Origin of the sequence: Vibrio sp. DW001 (assembly GCF_029016285.1) — a bacterium.
Taxonomy (GTDB): Bacteria; Pseudomonadota; Gammaproteobacteria; order Enterobacterales; family Vibrionaceae; genus Vibrio.
Map to the genome: position 1 here is coordinate 3,542,138 of NZ_CP091975.1, position 15,843 is coordinate 3,557,980.

Consider the following 15,843-nt stretch of genomic DNA (forward strand, 5'->3'; position numbering starts at 1 on the left):
AGTCATGCGTACAGCGCTATTGCTAATAGGCACTATGCTTTCGGCACCATCTATTGCAGACCAATTATTGCTTCCTGATGACGCAGTTATCTCTGAAGAAGAATTGGAAACCTCTCGAGGTGGTCAATATCTAGTCGATATTGATTATGTTTCAGCGACATCTGAACTCGATGGCTCTAGTGTTGGCAACAATGCATTGGGAACCTACTCTGGTAATAATGTGATTACCAATGGTTCACTAAGCAACAGTTCTGGTATTTCGAATGTCATTCAAAATACGGGTAACAATGTTGTTATTCAAAACTCAACTGTCGTGAACTTAACGTTGCATTGATGAATATGAAATATTTCTTATTAACTTGGGTTGCGGTGCTTTTAAGCACCTCAACCCTTGCATTAGATTACTTCCCAAGCAGAGGGGTTTATAATGTTGTTGTAAAAAGTTATCAAGAACAATTATTTGGTGATGTACTTCGCCAAAAATATGACTTTAGTTGCGGTTCCGCTGCCTTAGCTTCATTACTCTCTTATCACTATCAAACACCTTCAAACGAAGAAACTATATTTACGGTCATGTTTGATAAAGGTGATCAAGAGCGTATCAAGCAAGAAGGGTTCTCACTCTTAGATATGAAACAGTACTTAGAAGGTATTGGTTTTGATGCTGATGGATTCCAGTTGAGCACCACCAAAATAAAGAAGGTTGGCGTTCCCGGTATTACCTTAGTTAATTTTGATGGCTATATGCACTTTGTATTGGTTAAGGGCATAAATTCAGAACATGTCATTATTGGTGACCCATCTAGAGGAACAGTAAAGATGCGTGTAGAAGATTTTAATCGCTATTATCAAGGAATAATTCTTCTCATAAAGAACCATGCTGAAAAAGGGAAAGCGTCATTTATTTTTGATGACAGCTTTGCAATTTACACACCATCACCTGTTAATTCTGCGGTAGCTCGTGATTCACTCGGTATTTTTAGCACGACACTCCGAGAATCAGGTGAAAACTAAAAGGAACGCGTTATGAAAAAACAAGGTTTAAGAATCTTTAGCATTTCGCTGTTGCTATGTACCTTACCTGCATCTGCAATGTCCATCAAAGATGTAGGAGTGCCGCTATCCAACACCGAATTAAGTCAGTATCGAGGGGGCTTTAGCTTTCCGTCTAATCGATTTATAAACATCGGTATTAGTATCACCACATCTTTAAATGGTAGAACTTTTTTCAATTCGCACATCGCTAACCTTTTGATTAAAAATGGACAAGTTGAGCTAGACACTCAAAAACCAGCAAGTGACACGGGCATAACTAATGTTATTCAAAATGGTTCAGGAAATCAATTTGAGGATATTTCTCAACTTAAGGACGAGCAGCATAAAATTACTAGACAACATTTAACAAACACTACTCAAACTGAGAAACCAGTGATTAACAGTTCCGACACCATCAACAACATTATCCAAAATACCGTAAACAATAGTGTGCTTGGAATATCAACTGTCGTTGATATAAATGCGCCCGGAGCAATAATATTACAGAGTTCACAACTAAGAATGAAGTTAGACGATGCGATCATGTTAAGCCTGCCATAAATCCGCGATCAACACGACTTGTTTTGATTACCGGATGGTTTTAACACTTCCACTCTAGAAACTATAAGGTACCCTGATTGTTAGTTGAAAATCAGGTGTATCTTCTGTCAGCCCTGCTGCGGCACTTACGTTTACCGATAATTTCGGATTAATGGCCAAGTTGGCACCAAAGCTTACCGTATCCAATTGTAACAGTTGAGCACTATCAGCACTGGCCCCATTCACTTCACTTTTAAGGATGGTTTTGTGAGCAAGACCAAGAGAAAAAGAGAAATTAGGATTAACAGCAAAACCCATCCCAGCCCCTAAAGAGATCGTATCACCGAGAGTAATTTCTGCCTCACTGTCGCCAAAATCAACTGTATCCTTAAAATTGTATATATAACCAAGATTCACAAAAAGAACCGCAGGATCTGTCGGATAAATCATTGTCAAACTCGGTTCAACACTCCAAAAACCCGATCCCGTTGGTACATCGGTAAACGTATTGGTTGTTGTATCAAGATCCAAATCATAAGGGGATTTACCCGTTGTCGATTTAACCTTTAACCCACCAACCCAAAATGGCGCGCTGTCCATATTTAATTGATAACGCAATGCCGCTTCTATATCTCCCATGGCAGATCCATCTAACGTCAACACTTCTGTGTCATCAGAGGCGCCATCTTGAATTGGTCGCGTAGAAATTTGATCATTTCGATAAACCCACGGAATACGTACTTCAGCTTCAAGTCGATTGGTAATACCATATCGTCCCGTTAGTCCTACGGTGATAGTAGTACGATCTGAGTCACTGACCTCTATTCGCCCAACGATTAACGTTGGCAAAATTGTATATCCTACGATAGAAACTTTATTTGATGAGTTCTGAGAATAATTAAATGAGGCGTCTAAAACAAAGGTACCCCGTGGCGTCAATACACCGGGCTGCTCAAATACATCCGCTACCGTTTGGATTCTTTTTTGAGGCTCTTCTTGTTGAGGTTGGTTTGATGGGCTTTGTTCGCCTTCAGCCAAACATACCGTTGGCAATAAACTGCAGCACACCCAATATAATTTACTATTGATTTTATTCACGGCTCACCTCTCCAACACTATTATTTTTTACTCATTAAGAAGTAATAGTTGTTGTACGAGGAAGACGCCATAATGCTTAAGGACCAAATCATCCGCATCAAATAATGTTAGAAGTACTACTTGATATATAAAAAATAGACTGCTGCTATTTTCAATACTCTGATAGACAGCTGAACAAGAGTAAAGAGAGTACCAGTGCCATCGCTCTGATAATCTCTTTACTCTTGTTCAGACGAGAAAACGTTACTCAACGTCTTCCATTTTACCGAGTAAAATGCGAATTCTTTGTTGCCAAGCTTCATGCTCTTCGAGCATCTGGTGGTTTTGCTGCTCTAGGTTAGAACAGTTATCTCTTAGTGACGTTGTTTCTTGCTCCAAACCTTGGTTTTTTTGCTTAACTTCTTCTAACTCCATCTGTAATAGAGTGATGGTATCAACGGCTGTTTGGATTTTTGTTTCTAACTGCTCTAGCACTTCTAAAGACATACATTCTACCTTTACTTTTGTTCTGGTTGACTAAAAGGTTATTCAGTCACGAATAGCTTCATTCTACTCACGCTTTTCAATATAAACACGTCTAATATCATGATTTTTGAGTTACATGCTCATTTTTAGAGCACCAAGCTGCATTATCCTGAATTTTCACGTGTTCCGTCAATGCTCACATCGCTCTAAACCTACCTAAATATATACTTCTACTCAATCAAACTAAGTGACCAATGAAACAGGGCCAAAAAGGCAAACGTTTACTATTTTGTATGATAGAATCCCCGCAATTTTTTACCTCTTTTTTACTATTTTGGAGTAGTCATGAAACGCGATTTAGCATTGGCATTTTCTCGTGTAACCGAAGGTGCCGCGCTTGCTGGTTATCATTGGCTTGGACGTGGCGATAAAAACGCCGCAGATGGGGCCGCTGTTGAGGTAATGCGTACGCTACTCAACAAAACAGAAATAAAAGGCGAAATTGTTATCGGTGAAGGTGAAATCGATGATGCGCCAATGCTGTTCATCGGGGAACATGTTGGGTTAGGAGGAGATGCCGTAGATATTGCTGTCGATCCTATTGAAGGCACTCGCATGACCGCAATGGGTCAAGCAAACGCTTTGACTGTCCTTGCTGCTGGCGAAAAGGGCAGTTTTCTTAAAGCACCTGACATGTACATGGAAAAGCTCGTGGTTGGCCCACAAGCAAAAGGTGCTATTGATTTAGACAAATCACTGACAGAAAATTTAGAGAATATCGCTAAAGCGATGGGGAAACCGCTAAATACACTAGTGGTGACAACCTTAGCTAAACCACGTCACGATAAAATAATTAAAGAGATGCAAGAGATGGGTGTCCGCGTCTTTGCTGTTCCAGATGGCGATGTCGCGGCGTCTATTCTCACTTGTATGCCCGATAGCGAAGTCGATGTAATGTATTGTATTGGTGGCGCTCCAGAAGGTGTTATATCCGCCGCGGTTATTCGTGCACTTGATGGTGACATGCAAGGCCGCTTGCTGCCGCGCCAGGAAGTGAAAGGCGATACCGAAGACAATCGTATCCACGGCAACCAAGAACTGGCTAGGTGCAAAGAGATGGGCGTTGAGGCACGTGTTGTATTAAAAATGGAAGACATGGCATCTAGTGACAATGTTGTTTTCTCAGCAACGGGGATCACGAAAGGCGACTTGCTCGAAGGGATCACTCGCAAAGACAATATCGCCACAACGGAAACGCTAGTGATTAGAGGTTGTTGTAGAACGATTCGTCGCATCAAATCTATCCACTATTTGGATCGTAAAGACCCTGAGATTAAAGACTTCATTCTTTAATTTGCCCCCAACAGCTCACAAAGCGCAGCTATTTTAGCTGTGCTTTTTCATTTGTCGGCTAATTAACCTAAACATAGGTTAGTTAAGAATTTGCTTTATTAATTACTTTATTCATAATGAAAGCTGTAGTTATAAGTTACGAGCATAACCTTAGGTACTTTCGGTGAAAACAGCGGATAGAATATTACAAAAACTCAAAAGAGAAGGTTCTTTGACAGCAAAAAAACTGTCCGAAGACCTCGATATGACGAGCATGGGTGTGCGACAACACTTACAAGCGTTAGAAGAGAACGGATTACTTGAATATTTTGATTTAAAAGTAAAAATAGGACGCCCTACCCGTCATTGGCAGATCACACCTAAAGGCCATGAGCGATTTTCTGATCGCCACGGTGAGCTAACGGTTCAAGTCATCGAGGCTGTTGGGGCACTTTTTGGTGAAGATGGCATAAAGAAAATCGCATTAGAAAGAGAAAAACAGACGTTGGAAAAATACAGTCAAGCACTATCAGAATGTAAGGACCTTAAAGGTAAGTTACAACAACTGAAACAACTGCGTGAAGATGATGGCTATATGGCTGAGCTAACAGAGATTGAGAATGGTTTCGTCTTAATCGAGAACCATTGTCCAATCTGTAAAGCCGCGCAAAGCTGCCCCAGCCTATGTCAATCAGAACTCAATGTGTTTCAACAATTGCTTGGCGAAAGCTGTACAATCATCCGCACCGAACACATTATCAAAGACGATAGAAGATGTGTTTATCACATTCAAGAAGCAAAAGGTTAGATCGCTGATTTTTTAGTCAAATACCGTTTACTTATCAGATCTCATTTTATTGGCTACACTTATATAATGTAATTTGTAATTAAATATAGGTGGAGCTTATGGATCAAGCTCAATATGAACAAACACTTCCATCCTTTGATGAACTGGTCGAATTGGCTCAAAACAACCCGAAAGGGTTCGAGCAATTCAAACGCAAAGCGTGCGAACAAGCGATAATCTGCGCTTCAGAAGAGATGGTACCCAGATTGCGAGCACAACAGAGTCATATAGATCGCGTAATTAATCACTGCAAAAACCCCTATCACATCAATATAGTCTTAGCCCGCGAACTAAGCTTGCAGATCTCTAAGATGCATGAGGTTTTAGAAGGCGATCAATCGACTAGGCGAAGCGCAGAAATCATTCCTTTCGTTCCGCGCCATTGAGTTTATAGCCTTATCTTGTTGGACAAGGGCCGTATTGGTTCTCTTTCTGATCGCCTTCAAATAAGCCGCATTCAGCAAAAATCCATGCCCCACATGCCATCGCAGAAAGAGACATAGCCGACTGAAACATAGTCGGTTGAAATACGTTTTCGACGCCAGCTAAGGGAACCATGAACCGAGTTAATACCAAAGGAACGTGCAATCCTAACCAATACAATGACTTATTTCTATCATGCCAACGCTTTGCCGTTATCGCCAAATCTGGAATAACCAACAAAACTAAAATCGTAGGTAACACCATGTTATCCGATTCAGGAAACAGTTTTTTCACCAAAGTGGCGACAGAAATAATCATCAGAAAATAGAACGCATTCCACAACCAAAATGTTCGACGACTTACTCTTCCTCGAAATGAGAACAGCAGTTCAGGTATTGACATCAATGTTTACCTTAAAATTAATTAAGTACCTTTTGGAAGGTACCTCTATCCATATCACGTATGTTCACCGACAAGCTTTTTACCGTTCCAGCCTGCGCAGTAAGAACATCAATTAACTCATGAGACAGGCTCTTTTTTTGTTCATCTGACCGCCCAGCTAACATTTCAAAGGTAATATGAATAAAACCTTCACTGTCATCATGCTCGCCAATCAACCAATGGTGGCACCTCAACGCGCGCGATTTCACATCATCAGCTTGAAATAGACCACAGCTCAGCGCTACCTGATGGAGATCTTCCAATAACCCTTGAATGTTCACCCTATCCTCGACGGAATTAGTGTATTCCAATATTATATTTGGCATTAGTTATTTATCCTTAAGTCAGATTGATTCAAAATACAGCAATCCAAGCAAATTTCTAAAATTTAGCTATTATTTTGTATGCTGGATCAAATTTGATTAACAACCGTCCAGTTCAAAAACCAAAGATTCGATGAAGAAATGATTCGTGTCATGATCTAATGGGCTTTATCTGTTATATTCTTTCGAAATATTGTTTATTTTTTACATTAATTACTTTTTGGAGATATTCTTATGCGTCATCCTGTAGTTATGGGTAACTGGAAACTTAACGGTAGCAAAGCAATGGTAACTGAGCTACTAAACGGACTTAACGCTGAGCTTGAAGGCGTAACTGGCGTTGACGTTGCTGTGGCTCCACCAGCACTTTATGTTGACCTAGCAGAACGCGTAATTAAAGAGGGTGGCAGCAAAATCATCCTTGGCGCTCAAAATACTGACCTAAAAAACAGCGGCGCATTCACTGGTGATATGTCTCCAGAAATGCTTAAAGACTTTGGTGCTACTCACATCATTATCGGTCACTCAGAACGTCGTGAATACCACAATGAATCTGATGAGTTTGTTGCTAAGAAATTTGCATTTCTTAAAGAAAATGGCCTAACACCTGTACTTTGTATTGGTGAGTCTGATGCACAAAACGAAGCTGGTGAAACATTAGCGGTATGTGCTCGTCAACTCGACGCAGTAATCAAGACTCAGGGCGTTGAAGCACTAAACGGCGCTATCGTTGCTTACGAACCAATCTGGGCAATCGGTACAGGCAAAGCAGCAACGGCTAAGCAAGCTCAAGACATTCATGCAGCAATCCGAGCTCACATCGCACAGTCAAGTGAAGACGTCGCTAAAAATCTTGTTATCCAATACGGCGGTTCTGTTAAAGATAGCAACGCAGCAGAACTTTTCGGCATGCCTGATATTGATGGCGCGCTAGTTGGTGGTGCAGCACTTGATGCAAAAGGCTTTGCAGCAATCGCTAAAGCAGCAGCAAAAGCAAAAGCTTAATTAGAGCCTATGCCTATAGCTTAGTAGTAATTAAAGTCAGCCTCGGCTGGCTTTTTTTGTTTTTTGGCGTAGCTAAAGCCCACCAGCAAAGCAAATAGTCGATAATACTTCCTACATCTGTGTCTTAGAATGCACTTAGGGTGTAAAAAAACGGCCACTAGTCTCCTAATGGCCGTTTCAATTATTCTCTAATTAAATCTTAGAACAACTCATCTGCAACTTTATATAAGTCCGTGCGAACTGGACGTTTCATGTTCTCGATAGCATCGATAATATCATGGTGAATAAGTTGCTCTTTCTGAATTCCAACACAACGACCACCTTCACCTTCCAATAGAAGATGAACGGCATAGTTACCCATACGAGAAGCTAATACACGGTCAAATGCCGTCGGACGACCACCACGTTGAATATGGCCTAGAACGGTGGCACGGGTTTCACGCCCTGTCGCTTTTTCGATATCTCTTGCAAGCTCATTGGCATCCATCATTAGCTCTGTAAGCGTAATAATTGCGTGCTTTTTACCTTTGGCAATCCCGTTCTGTAAGCTCTCAATCAGCTCTTCTTTACTCCAAGGTTGTTCAGGAGTAATTATGTACTCACAACCACCTGCGATCGAAGCCATCAAGGTTAAATCACCACAGTGACGACCCATAATCTCAACAATAGAGATACGCTGGTGCGACGATGATGTATCACGCAGACGGTCAATGCTATCAATAACCGTATTAAGCGCTGTTAAGTAACCAATCGTGTAGTCAGTTCCCGCGATATCGTTGTCGATAGTGCCTGGTAAGCCAATACATGGGTAGCCCATCTCAGTCAGCTTCTTCGCTCCCATGTAAGAACCATCGCCACCGATAACAACTAGAGCTTCAATCCCATGCTTCTTCAAGTTCTCAATCGCTTTTTCACGCGTAGCGACTTCTCTGAATTCTGGAAAACGTGCAGAGCCCAAGAATGTACCACCACGGTTAATCACGTCAGAAACACTAGAACGGTCTAACTTTTCAATGCGATCTTCGTATAAGCCTTGATAGCCATCGTAGATACCATAGACTTCGACACCCGCAGTAAGTGCGGTACGGACTACGCCACGAATTGCTGCGTTCATCCCAGGGGCGTCTCCACCACTTGTCAAAACACCAATCTTCTTAATCATGCTCACCCTCGATTTTCAAATCAAATTTACAAATTTTAATTGCCAATTTGTCACTACTTAATGTTACTAAATAACAAAATCGGCAGAACTTTTAATAGTCATTTTCTATACCCGCTCATTGCGCTTTCTTGCGTTCTAGTAAGCCAGTAAATGATGTGTTTTTTTCAATTATGAAAGAGTATTACATTTTGTGCGATAACTTAGTTGATTCACATCAGAATCAGTTTCAGTTTCCATCATTCAAACAAAAGATAGCTCAAAATAGTCATTTTTGTTGATGTAATTTCTGAAATAAATTTACCAACCCAGTTCTTTTTGCCCTTTTTCAGATCCATATACAACAGAATAAGGGTCCTGATGAATCAAAACATCCGCCCTTGGAAAAGCGTTAATCAGTCGTTCTTCAACCTCATCAGAGATCTCATGAGCTCGAATCAATATCATATTGTCTTCCAATTCCAAATGTAGCTGAATAAATCTTACCGGTCCTGCCATCCGTGTTCTTAACTGATGTACACCTAAAACACCTTCAACAGACATGGCCACTTCACGGATTGTATTGAGCTCGTCTTCTGGTAACTGCCTATCCAATAGAGATTGTATTGCCTCTAATGTCATCTTAATGGCGCTAATCAATATAAAGACCCCAATACCAACGGCAAACGTCGCGTCCGCTTGGCTCACTCCAAAATAACTCAAACCAAGAGCAACCATGATCGCAATATTCATGTATATATCTGTCTGGTAATGCAATGAGTCTGCAGATATTGCTTGGCTTCCTGTCTTTCTCACTACATGTTTTTGAAACATGACTAACCCCGCAGTAACAACGGTAGCAAATAAACTTACATAAACACCGTATTCTGGAGAGGTCAATTCGTGCGGACGGAAGAATCGGTCAACACCATTAAGGATAAGAAAACAGGCGGATCCAGAGATGAACATAGCTTGAGCCAATGCCGCTAAAGACTCCGCTTTCCCGTGACCAAATGTATGCTGTTCATCCGCGGGTTGAAGGGCATATCGAATGACCACTAGATTTACACCCGATGCCGCTAAGTCTAGTAACGAATCAATCAGTGATGCTAATAGACTAACCGAGCCAGTAACCCACCAGGTGGCCAGTTTAACTATCAGAAGTAATGTCGCAATTCCGGTCGCCATCCATGCAGCCATTGAAACTAGGCGAGCGTATTCTTCTTTCATATCAGATCAATTTAGGAAGATTTACTTGGATTATAGCCATGATTTTGTGACTTGGGTATCATTTTATTTTTGCAGAAGGTAACACGAAGAAAAGCAGCACAATGCTGCTTTTTTTAGGCGGTTGGAAAACTAAATGAACGAAGTATTATTTGTTTCTACTTTTGCCCTTTCCCATACGTTCGGACATTTCATCCATACGCTCTGCTTGCAATTCTTTTAACTGTTCTTTTTGCTCGTCCGTTAAAATACTCATCATTTCATGTTGAGAAGCTAACATCTTTACACGGCGTTCCGTTTGTTTCTCAACCATAGACGCAGCGAGTTCTTCCGCTTTTGCTTGGTCAAAATCTGCGGCTAATACGAGGTCTTGCGTTGCCGCGTGTTGCGCTCTCATCTCAGCTTGGCGTGCTTCTCTGTTTGTGTCGCGGTCAGCTTGCATCTCGTCACGTTTAGCTTCGCGTAAATCGCGAAATTGATCTTTTTGCTCTTCCGTTAAATCTAACTGGCGAATTAAGCCTTTATCAAAATTTCCAAATTTGCCGTGATGGCCGTCCATATCTGAACCACCTTTACCACCAAATGCAAATGCACTTGCTGTTGCAAAAAGCATAGGAAGGGCAGCTGCCGCAATGACTAGTTTTTTCGTTGTTTTCATAGGTTATTCCTCACGTTATTCTTTTTAGGTAGCTGCCTTCACAGCGGTTAAGCATAGAATAGAGGCTGCACAGTAAAGTAACGTCTAGAAAGCGTAAAAAAGCGTAAAGACAAAACAAGTGGTTAAGTTTATAGGTAAGATCAATCATACTAAACGTAACAAATGCATTAGAGGTAGTAGGAATGGCCAATATCTTATTAGTTGATGACGACACAGAACTCACAAGTCTGCTGAAGGAAGTGCTTACATTTGAGGGCTTCAATATTACCGAAGCTAACGACGGTGAAGCGGGACTTGCCGCCGTAAATGACAAAATTGACCTCATATTGTTAGATGTCATGATGCCTAGAATGAATGGCATGGATATGCTTAAAAAATTACGTGAATCTTGGCAGATCCCTGTTCTTATGCTCACAGCGAAGGGCGAAGAGATAGACAGGGTCATCGGCCTAGAACTAGGGGCAGATGACTACCTCCCTAAACCATTTAGTGACCGAGAATTGCTCGCTCGAATTAAAGCCATTCTTAGAAGAACACAGACAAACTCGGCCTCAAAACCTACTGACTATATCGAATATCAAAACATCAAAGTTTATCCTGGTAAACAGGAGGCCTATGTTGACGAAATACTTTTGGAACTAACAACAACCGAATTCGCACTACTTACCCATTTTATCCAACATCCCGGGGAATCGTTAACAAAAGAGGTATTGAGCCTAGATGTTCTGGGTAAACGTTTGGCACCATTTGACCGAGCAATTGATATGCATGTATCCAACCTTCGCAAAAAATTACCTGAACGCAGCGATGGAAAACCACGAATCAAAACCTTAAGAGGGCGTGGCTATCTACTCGTTGAGGAGGGATAATGAGACTCCCAAAATTCTCCAACCTTTATGGACGTATATTTGCCATTTTTTGGTTTACTATGTTCTTGGTATTGATCGCCGTTCTGCTTGTACAAGACTCAGATCCAAGGCAAACGCATCGTATTCAACAAAATAATATTGAAAGACTTTCAAACTTTGCCGAACACCTTGAAGATAAATACAAAAACCACCATTCCATTAATGATGTATTCTTTCGGGTTAATGACAAAAGGAAAGGTGACAGAAAAGATGGAAAACCGGTAATATATTTCTCAGATCTCAATGGCAATCTAATTGGCGTCAATAGCCGAATGCAGCGACGTGCAATACAAAACTTTATTACTAGTTTAGAGTCTCTGGATAAACCTCAGCAAAGGTTATATGGTCGTTACATGATAGCGGGTCCAATGCCGGTGACGATTGCTAATCAACAAGTACTTCTATTTATTGCTGGAGAGTGGGATCAAACCCCACCATTTCTTCTTCAACTATTTGATCAACCCGTCCGACTCCTGCTACTCGTCATGTTTATCAGTACCCCTTTACTGCTTTGGTTAGCTTACGCGTTAAGTAAACCCGCTCGCCTGCTTGAAAATGCAGCGAGAAGAGTCGCTAATGGTGAGTTTATTGAAGACCCAAATCTAGAAAAAGGAAGTTCTGAGTTTCGTGAGGCTGGCGCAGCTTTTAATCAGATGGTATTAGCAATTAATCAAATGATATCGGGTCATCAAAGGCTACTTTCTGATATTTCTCACGAGCTTCGTTCTCCCCTCACTCGCTTAAGAATGGCGAACGCTTTAGCGACAAGAAAACAAGGTGAATCAGCAGAGTTAACACGCATCAATACGGAAGCTGAGCGATTAGAGAAAATGATCAGCGAGTTATTGGAACTGTCTCGCATGCAAGTGAATAGCCATCAAGTAAGAGAGACCCACTCAGCGACGACCCTTTGGGAAGAAATTATTGCAGACGCTCAATTTGAAGCGGAACAAAAAGAGAAATCATTAATCTATAGCCAAATACCTAGCTGCTCCATTACTGGTAACCCAAACCTACTGATGAGTGCCATTGAAAACATTGTTCGTAACGCTATTCATTATGGCCATACCTCTATTCGCGTCGGTTTCACTCAAGTCAACAATACACTTTCCATCTGTGTTGAAGATGATGGTGATGGCGTGCCAAAAGCAGAGCTTACTGACATCTTTAGACCTTTTTATCGAGTGTCCACAGCGAGAGATAGACATTCAGGAGGAGCAGGGTTAGGCCTCGCGATAACTGAAAGTGCAGTACGCCAACATAACGGCACCATTCGCGCAGAAGAAAGCGTTCTAGGGGGATTAAAAATCACCATTACCCTACCAACAGAGACATAACCTGAACACAACTCATGTTTGTTATACCGAGTTCAGGTTAATTAGGGTCAGTTCTTCTTTGAAACCGAACTGACCCTAGTTATACTCGCTCTTCCAGCAACCAATTACGTTGATAATCATGCTCGACATTGCACTATTTGAACCAGAAATCGCCCCAAATACCGGTAATATCATCCGCTTAAGCGCCAACTGCGGAGCGAACTTGCACCTTATTGAACCGTTAGGCTTCGATCTGGAAGAGAAAAAAGTGCGCAGAGCGGGCTTGGATTACCACGATCTTGCACGAGTAAAAAGGCATAAGGATCTGGCGGCGTTTATGGATTACTTGGAAAATGAACGTGAAGGGTCATTCAGAATTTTTGCTTGTACAACCAAGACTACAGGTCATCATGTAGACGCAAAGTTCCAAAAAAATGATGTGTTATTATTCGGTCCCGAAACGCGTGGATTACCTGCAGATTTGATTGAAAGCTTACCGTTAGAGCAGAGAATCCGTATCCCTATGATGCCAGATAGCCGAAGCTTGAACCTCTCTAATGCGGTTGCCATTATTGCCTTTGAAGCATGGCGTCAATTAGGGTTTGAAGGCGCTATTTAATTAAGAAAGGATAAGCTTCTAGGTGATCGTACCTAGAAGCCAAAGGTTCTAATTCAGACGATTATTTGATCCATCATTGTTGTCATCATCTTTTTTTTCATACTCTCCTTCGAAAGTATTGCCATCATCACGGGGTGATTGGAAAGGATCTTGTCCAAACGGACTTTGACCAAATCCACTTTGTGTGTGAAAGCCACCACTTGCCATCGTATTAACCTTGACTCTTTTCATCAACTCTTTCGCCATTTTTGCTCGAGGCGCAGGCAATAAAACAAGCATTCCAAATGCATCCGTCATAAAACCAGGTGTCAATAGAAGCACGCCTGCGACCGCTAACATAACCCCTTCAATGATTTGTTGAGCCGGCATTTCACCTTGTTGCAAACGTCCCTGCACTGACATGAGTGTCGCAATGCCTTGACTGCGCACAAGCGATGCACCAGCAAATGCAGTAACAAGCACCAACGCTATGGTAGGCCACAATCCAAGAAACCCACCGACTTGAATAAATAGACCTATTTCGATAATAGGGACACAGATAAAAAGCAATAATAAAATAGGAAACACACGCTCTCCAACTATAAATTTGGTCAATAAGTTTGGTTAATTAGTTTACTTGTAAAACCATAAAGCCAACAGTGCAATTACGATATTTTACAGTATTAATGCAAATGATCGTTATTTTACAAAATACAGAGCAGAAATATGACCGAGCGGCTATTTTTATAATACAATTTGAGTATGATTTATATCAAAAATCACAAGAATTTTATACTAACTAAACTATCAAAAGTAAGCTACAAAGCAGAAATGGCCAGTCATTCATTATTTTTTGGAATAATCATCCGAGGCTAAACTATGAACAAACTAAATAAAACAGCGCCAAAATCGAAACCTGCCACAAGAATTGAACACGACCTCCTCGGCGAACGCCACGTCCCCATTGATGCTTACTACGGAATTCATACACTCCGTGCAATAGAAAACTTTAATATCTCAAACAACACCATATCCGACGTGCCTGAATTTGTACGCGGAATGATAATGACAAAAAAAGCAGCGGCTCTGGCAAACAAAGAACTGAGTGTTCTTCCTAGTGATGTTGCCAACCATATCATTAAAGCCTGTGACCTTATTTTGCAAACGGGCAAGTGCATGGATCAATTTCCATCCGATGTTTTTCAAGGTGGTGCCGGCACATCGGTCAATATGAATACCAACGAAGTGATCGCCAATGTTGCTTTGGAATTGATGGGCAAAGAAAAAGGACAATACGAATTTATCAATCCAAACGATCATGTCAACAAGAGCCAATCAACTAACTGCGCCTATCCGACAGGGTTCCGCGTTGCGGTTTACACCAGTATTTATCACCTTATTGAAGCCGTCGAATACCTCAAAGGCGCATTCGATTTAAAGAGCGAAGAGTTTAATTCGGTTATCAAAATGGGACGCACTCAACTTCAAGACGCAGTGCCGATGACTGTTGGTCAGGAGTTTCGCGCTTGGTCTGTAACTATCAACGAAGAGATCCGCAATCTAAAATACATTGCGGAGTTGTTGTTAGAGGTAAACCTTGGAGCAACGGCCATCGGTACAGGTTTGAACGCCGCAAGCGGGTATCAAGTACTCGCCGTTAAGCACCTCGCTGATGTTACCGGATACCGTTGCGTCCCTGCTGAAGACCTGATAGAAGCGACGTCAGACTGCGGTGCTTATGTCATGGCGCACAGTGCGCTAAAACGACTTGCCGTAAAACTATCGAAGATCTGTAACGACCTGCGATTGCTCTCATCAGGCCCTCGTGCAGGCTTTAACGAGTTAAACTTGCCAGAACTCCAAGCGGGTTCATCGATTATGCCTGCAAAAGTCAATCCAGTTGTGCCTGAAGTGGTCAACCAAGTCTGCTTTAAAGTGATGGGCAATGACACCACCATCGCATTTGCAGCAGAAGGAGGGCAACTTCAACTTAACGTCATGGAACCTGTTATCGCTCAAAGCATGTTCGAATCATTAGACTTATTAAAAAATGCCTGCGTTAACCTACGTGACAAGTGCGTTGATGGCATCACCGTCAACAAAGAAGTGTGTGAAAATTTTGTATTCAATTCTATTGGTATCGTCACTTACCTCAACCCATATATTGGCCACCATGAGGGCGATATTGTCGGGAGAATTTGTGCCGAAACAGGTAAGAATGTTCGCGAAGTTGTACTTGAAAGAGACCTACTAACCGCAAAACAGCTAGACGAAATATTCTCTGTAGAAAACTTAATAACGCCCCAGTACAAGGCGAAGCGCTACGATTAACGCTATATTCTTGCTGACATAACCCAAAAATAAAGGCGGCTTCAGTCTCCTTTATTTTTGTTCATGTTAGTTTATTCACTATTTTTTCAACTATTCTCTAGTATGATGAAACCTTTATAGACCTTGCTCGGTCTTATCTTTATCTTATTTGGCTTAGT

The 15,843-nt window shown here is 41.5% G+C and carries 19 protein-coding genes; 11 read left to right on the forward strand and 8 right to left on the reverse strand.

What is annotated here, in order from left to right:
* Positions 1–4 precede the first annotated feature (4 nt).
* Genes L3V77_RS16180 through L3V77_RS16190 form a run of 3 tightly spaced genes read left to right on the forward strand, consistent with a single transcriptional unit; the run spans position 5 to position 1,596 of the window.
* Complete coding sequence (locus L3V77_RS16180) at positions 5–334, forward strand: carbon storage regulator (RefSeq protein WP_275135042.1); 330 nt, start codon at positions 5–7, stop codon at positions 332–334.
* A gap of 5 nt (positions 335–339) precedes the next feature.
* The gene (locus L3V77_RS16185) at positions 340–1,014 is read left to right on the forward strand and encodes a C39 family peptidase (RefSeq protein ID WP_275136798.1); all 675 of its coding nucleotides are present in this window, start codon (positions 340–342) and stop codon (positions 1,012–1,014) included.
* Between the two features lie 12 nt (positions 1,015–1,026).
* A complete protein-coding gene (locus tag L3V77_RS16190; protein ID WP_275135043.1) occupies positions 1,027–1,596 on the forward strand; it encodes a hypothetical protein in 570 nt (189 codons plus the stop codon).
* 54 nt (positions 1,597–1,650) lie between these two features.
* On the opposite strand, the gene L3V77_RS16195 is transcribed toward L3V77_RS16190, so the two are convergent.
* Both L3V77_RS16195 and zapB read right to left on the reverse strand, forming a co-directional pair.
* A complete protein-coding gene (locus L3V77_RS16195) occupies positions 1,651–2,613 on the reverse strand; it encodes a transporter (RefSeq protein WP_275136799.1) in 963 nt (320 codons plus the stop codon).
* A gap of 303 nt (positions 2,614–2,916) precedes the next feature.
* Positions 2,917–3,159 carry a cell division protein ZapB gene (zapB, locus tag L3V77_RS16200; RefSeq protein WP_275135044.1) on the reverse strand — a complete coding sequence of 81 codons (243 nt, stop codon included), beginning with the start codon at positions 3,157–3,159 and terminating at the stop codon, positions 2,917–2,919.
* Positions 3,160–3,483: 324 nt separating this feature from the next.
* Here zapB and glpX point away from each other — a divergent pair, with 324 nt between their 5' ends.
* From glpX to L3V77_RS16215, 3 genes are all read left to right on the forward strand, one after another.
* Positions 3,484–4,491 (forward strand): class II fructose-bisphosphatase, encoded by a 1,008-nt coding sequence (gene glpX / locus L3V77_RS16205; RefSeq protein WP_275135045.1) that lies wholly within the window; start codon positions 3,484–3,486, stop codon positions 4,489–4,491.
* Positions 4,492–4,654: 163 nt separating this feature from the next.
* Entirely contained in the window at positions 4,655–5,278 is a 624-nt protein-coding gene (locus L3V77_RS16210; protein WP_275135046.1) for a metalloregulator ArsR/SmtB family transcription factor, read from the forward strand.
* Between the two features lie 98 nt (positions 5,279–5,376).
* A complete protein-coding gene (locus L3V77_RS16215) occupies positions 5,377–5,703 on the forward strand; it encodes a DUF3135 domain-containing protein (RefSeq protein ID WP_275135047.1) in 327 nt (108 codons plus the stop codon).
* 10 nt (positions 5,704–5,713) lie between these two features.
* Here the strand turns inward: L3V77_RS16215 and L3V77_RS16220 are convergent, their stop codons facing one another.
* Together L3V77_RS16220 and L3V77_RS16225 are read right to left on the reverse strand one after the other, a co-directional pair.
* On the reverse strand, positions 5,714–6,142 hold the full coding sequence (locus L3V77_RS16220; protein WP_275135048.1) for a DUF805 domain-containing protein: 429 nt from the start codon (positions 6,140–6,142) through the stop codon (positions 5,714–5,716).
* A gap of 17 nt (positions 6,143–6,159) precedes the next feature.
* Complete coding sequence (locus L3V77_RS16225) at positions 6,160–6,507, reverse strand: 5-carboxymethyl-2-hydroxymuconate Delta-isomerase (protein WP_195704566.1); 348 nt, start codon at positions 6,505–6,507, stop codon at positions 6,160–6,162.
* A 231-nt stretch (positions 6,508–6,738) separates the two neighbouring features.
* Between L3V77_RS16225 and tpiA the strand changes: the two genes are divergently transcribed.
* Positions 6,739–7,509: a triose-phosphate isomerase gene (gene tpiA, locus L3V77_RS16230; protein ID WP_275135049.1), complete on the forward strand. Its 771-nt coding sequence runs from the start codon at positions 6,739–6,741 to the stop codon at positions 7,507–7,509.
* A gap of 199 nt (positions 7,510–7,708) precedes the next feature.
* Here tpiA and pfkA read toward each other — a convergent pair whose 3' ends face one another.
* The 3 genes from pfkA to L3V77_RS16245 form a co-directional block, all read right to left on the reverse strand.
* A complete protein-coding gene (pfkA, locus tag L3V77_RS16235) occupies positions 7,709–8,671 on the reverse strand; it encodes a 6-phosphofructokinase (RefSeq protein WP_195704568.1) in 963 nt (320 codons plus the stop codon).
* Positions 8,672–8,968: 297 nt separating this feature from the next.
* Positions 8,969–9,877: a CDF family cation-efflux transporter FieF gene (fieF, locus tag L3V77_RS16240; RefSeq protein ID WP_275135050.1), complete on the reverse strand. Its 909-nt coding sequence runs from the start codon at positions 9,875–9,877 to the stop codon at positions 8,969–8,971.
* A gap of 145 nt (positions 9,878–10,022) precedes the next feature.
* On the reverse strand, positions 10,023–10,532 hold the full coding sequence (locus L3V77_RS16245; protein WP_275135051.1) for a CpxP family protein: 510 nt from the start codon (positions 10,530–10,532) through the stop codon (positions 10,023–10,025).
* Between the two features lie 182 nt (positions 10,533–10,714).
* On the opposite strand from L3V77_RS16245, the gene L3V77_RS16250 reads away from it, so the two are divergent.
* From L3V77_RS16250 to L3V77_RS16260, 3 genes are all read left to right on the forward strand, one after another.
* Entirely contained in the window at positions 10,715–11,401 is a 687-nt protein-coding gene (locus tag L3V77_RS16250; RefSeq protein ID WP_275135052.1) for a response regulator, read from the forward strand.
* Entirely contained in the window at positions 11,401–12,777 is a 1,377-nt protein-coding gene (gene cpxA / locus L3V77_RS16255; protein WP_275135053.1) for an envelope stress sensor histidine kinase CpxA, read from the forward strand. The genes L3V77_RS16250 and cpxA overlap by 1 nt, the downstream gene beginning before the upstream one ends.
* Positions 12,778–12,895: 118 nt before the next feature.
* Positions 12,896–13,375 carry a tRNA (cytidine(34)-2'-O)-methyltransferase gene (locus L3V77_RS16260; protein WP_275135054.1) on the forward strand — a complete coding sequence of 160 codons (480 nt, stop codon included), beginning with the start codon at positions 12,896–12,898 and terminating at the stop codon, positions 13,373–13,375.
* 48 nt (positions 13,376–13,423) lie between these two features.
* On the opposite strand, the gene L3V77_RS16265 is transcribed toward L3V77_RS16260, so the two are convergent.
* Complete coding sequence (locus L3V77_RS16265) at positions 13,424–13,942, reverse strand: FxsA family protein (RefSeq protein WP_275135055.1); 519 nt, start codon at positions 13,940–13,942, stop codon at positions 13,424–13,426.
* Between the two features lie 291 nt (positions 13,943–14,233).
* Between L3V77_RS16265 and aspA the strand changes: the two genes are divergently transcribed.
* Complete coding sequence (gene aspA / locus L3V77_RS16270; protein WP_275135056.1) at positions 14,234–15,685, forward strand: aspartate ammonia-lyase; 1,452 nt, start codon at positions 14,234–14,236, stop codon at positions 15,683–15,685.
* Positions 15,686–15,843 lie beyond the last annotated feature (158 nt).